General features: G+C 46.9%; 3 protein-coding genes. All 3 read left to right on the forward strand.

The annotated features are described in order from the left end of the window. Nucleotides 1-228: 228 nt before the first annotated feature. The 3 genes from BUB68_RS14770 (at nucleotide 229) to BUB68_RS14780 (ending at nucleotide 3248) form a co-directional block, all read left to right on the forward strand. The gene (locus tag BUB68_RS14770; protein ID WP_073093047.1) at nucleotides 229-924 is read left to right on the forward strand and encodes a DUF2225 domain-containing protein; all 696 of its coding nucleotides are present in this window, start codon (nucleotides 229-231) and stop codon (nucleotides 922-924) included. After that, nucleotides 924-1595, forward strand: a complete 672-nt coding sequence (locus BUB68_RS14775; protein WP_073093050.1) for a hypothetical protein — start codon at nucleotides 924-926, stop codon at nucleotides 1593-1595. Before BUB68_RS14770 ends, BUB68_RS14775 begins: the two co-directional genes overlap by 1 nt. A gap of 72 nt (nucleotides 1596-1667) precedes the next feature. Further along, nucleotides 1668-3248 carry a DUF4127 family protein gene (locus BUB68_RS14780; RefSeq protein ID WP_073093052.1) on the forward strand — a complete coding sequence of 527 codons (1581 nt, stop codon included), beginning with the start codon at nucleotides 1668-1670 and terminating at the stop codon, nucleotides 3246-3248. Nucleotides 3249-3348 lie beyond the last annotated feature (100 nt).

The following is a 3348-nucleotide window of genomic DNA, read 5'->3' on the forward strand; positions in this document are numbered from 1 at the left end:
GGTCAGTGCTAAGTCAAAAGGCCGACAAGTACACAACTACCGTAGGGACTACGGGAAGTTACGCCTGTGGAGAGTGTGTAAGGCGAATATATTCCTCGGAATATATCGCAGTTCTCGACGAATCAGGAAGCTCACGCATCTATAGGCGGGAGTAGTTCACTTTGTTTTTGTTTCAATAAATGCTATACTAGAAGCAAGCAGGAGATGGTGGATGAGGAGGAAACAATCATGGGAGAGTTTACCTTTACCGTTGAGAAGAAGTGTCCAATCTGTGGCGAATCTACCCGTGTAGTCAAGACAAAATCCAAACTCAATGTTGAACGCACTGATGAGGATTTTTGTGTTCATTACAAAGGGTTCAATCCTTATCTGTACAAAATCTGGTTCTGTGAACATTGCGGTTATGCCGCTGATGAGAATACCTTTTTAGGGTCCATGCCTGTAGTGAACAAACGTAAGATTCAGGAATTCCTGGCCAAGAAGAAGCTGGCTATGGAATTTGTGGAGGAGCGTGATGTGCCGGATGCAGTGGCTTCCTTCAAATTGGCAATTTTCTATGCGGAAATGACAGATCAATCCTTAGCCAAGCGGGCAGGAATGTATCTGGGACTGGCTTGGATCTATCGCTATTCCGGTGAGCAGGAAAAAGAAATGGAAATGTTGCAGCGGGCAGCAGATCTATATGATAAGTCTTTGATGACGGAACACTATCCGCAGAATGGCATGAGTGACGATACAGCGGTGTATCTGGTGGGTGCTATTTATTATCGCATGCATGATTATGAAAAGGCGACGCAATATATTTCCCGCTTGATCGGTGATCAGGGATTGAGGGATCGTGACGTTCATTTGTATAAGCGTGCCCGGGATCTCTGGCAAACCATCAGAGAAGATAAGGGCGAGGATAAAGAGGGGGCAAAGTAATGGATTTGCCGGCGCATATACAGGAGCGGTGGCAGGCTATTGATTGGGCCAAGGTGCAGGAGAAAGTAGCTGATTACGGGCCTGTGCTGCAGGTCATAAAAGATACATGGGACAAAGAAACCCTGGCCGAAATAAGCCAGGGTAATCTCTTTGTAGCCGATGATGTTTTGAATGATATCATTGCGAAGAACATCAGGCCTGGCAGTCCTGCAAGAGCTTTGAGATTGCAATCCCGGGATAACGGGCAGTTATCCATTGCCATTGATACGGTAAAGTTTGGGCAGGTAGAACTTTCCGGCGAAATCCGGGAGTTTGTCCATGATGGAGATAAATCCTATCTGGTTTATCAGGTACGGCAGCGCAATTTGCCGAATAAGGGATTGATGTCCTGGGCTTTTTCCAGAATATCGTTGGCGATGGCCCAGCGTATGGTGGGAAGTTTCCAGCTGACGGAAGACCTGCCGATGGAAATCCGGCACAATACTGTGCGCATTGACTACAGTAAGGCGCTGGCTGATTCTGCGTGGGGAAAGAATACATTTCATGGTCAACGTTTGCAGGATATTGTCATAATTGAAAAAGCTACCCCCAGAGAGGGTGGTATCATGTTCCAGACGAAACTGAACCTGTCAGATCGTGTAAAAAAAGATCTGCAGGCATTATTGCATTGAGATACGACAATTATATTGCGCGAAAGGAGCGGTTTTTTGTACAAGCGGATAACGTGGCTTGTAATAGTATTGATGGTCACCATCGGGGTGATGCCACAGTGTTTTGCCCGTCATAAAAAAGTGCAAGTGGAAAAAATACTTTATATCCCTCATGACAATCGGCCTATTTCGGACAAGCAGACGGCGGAAGTTGCGGAGCGCTTGGGTTATGAGGTAGTAGTTCCTCCGGATGATCTCTTGGGAAATCGGGAAAACTTAGGTTATCCAGGGGCGTTATGGGACTGGCTGACAATCAATGCTCCCGAGGCAAAGGCCGCGGTCATTTCTGCGGATTCCATGTTATATGGCAGTTTGGTGGGGTCCCGCAAACATGAATATAATCAGGATGAGGTGCTGGAACGCGTACATAAATTCAGCGAGTTCCGGCAGAAAAACCAAAAACTGCCGTTGTATGTATTCAGTTCCATCATGCGTACGCCACGCAGCGGCGAGGCATCTGGCAGTGAAGAGCCAGCATACTATCGTAGCTATGGTGCGGATATATTCCGTTATACAGAACTGAGTGACAAAGAGGAACTGAAGCGCCTCAGCTATCGTGAGCAAAAGGAAAAAGCTTTTTTGCAGGAATTGATTCCCCGTAAAGACCTTCAGGACTGGCTGGGACGACGGGAGAAGAATTTTGCAGCGAATGAGGAACTGATCAAGCTGACCCGGAAAAAAGTATTTGACTATCTGGCTTTAGGGCGGGATGACAATGCACCTTATTCCCAGACCCATAAAGAGAGCCGTCATTTGGCTGAGGCTGGCAAGGATTTGGATAAAAATCAGTTCCAGGCGATGGCTGGTATTGATGAAGCCGGAATGCTGCTGTTGGCACGGGCCGTCAATACCTTGCAAAAAAAAGTTCCGCTGGTATATGCGAAGTATAATTGGGGGCGAGGCGGTGAAACCATCCCTGCGTATTCTGATGAACGGATAAGTGCTTCTATCGATTCGGCTATCACTGCTGCAGGCGGAAAGCCGGTTAAAAGACCGGAGGGCGCAGATCTTGTCTTGATGGTCAATACCAACCCGAATGGAAATACTTATGAGGCTAATGACTGGTCAAATGATGGCGAAGCAAGGGAAGGAACGAAGTACTTTGCAGAGCTGATTGGTGAATATGTCGCGAAGGGTTATAAGGTCGGGGTAGCTGATATTGCCTATGCTAATGGCAGTGATAATGCGCTGATGGAGCAATTGAAGAATCGCAAGCTGCTCTTTAAGATAAAGGCCTATGCTAGCTGGAATACGCCGACGAATAGCACGGGCTTTGCTATTGGTGCCGGCATGCTGGCCAGCGGGATGAAAGAAGAGGATGTAAAGGCATTGCTGCTTACCCGCTATCTGGATGATTGGGCCTATCAGGCCAATGTGCGGAACACGATTGCCCGTCAGTTGTCCTGGCTTCGCGGAGATGGCGTTTATGGCAGCCTGGATACGAAGAGGGAAGCTGTTTCCCAGCGAACGCAGAAGATGATGGAACGTTTTGCCAGCAAAAATCTGCCTTCTTTTTCCAAAAATGAAACCATCCGTGTCGATTTTCCCTGGAACCGTATGTTCGAAGCGGATATTCAGTGCAAAGAACGTAAGGAAGTTCATTTTTTCAAATAGAGCGGTTGATATAGTAAACAAACTATTCTCAAATATTAAATATTTTGTTATAATGTACGTAACGAACCTACGGGAACTGCACTTTAGAAAGGTTGAGCCG

Origin of the sequence: Pseudoselenomonas ruminantium (genome assembly GCF_900142515.1) — a bacterium.
GTDB classification, from domain to species: domain Bacteria; phylum Bacillota; class Negativicutes; order Selenomonadales; family Selenomonadaceae; genus Selenomonas_A; species Selenomonas_A ruminantium_D.

Coding starts and splice junctions, on each gene's coding strand:
- BUB68_RS14770 (WP_073093047.1), top strand. CDS start 229: ATGGGAGAGTTTACCTTTACCGTTGAGAAGAAGTGTCCAATCTGTGGC.
- BUB68_RS14780 (WP_073093052.1), top strand. CDS start 1,668: ATGGTCACCATCGGGGTGATGCCACAGTGTTTTGCCCGTCATAAAAAA.
- BUB68_RS14775 (WP_073093050.1), top strand. CDS start 924: ATGGATTTGCCGGCGCATATACAGGAGCGGTGGCAGGCTATTGATTGG.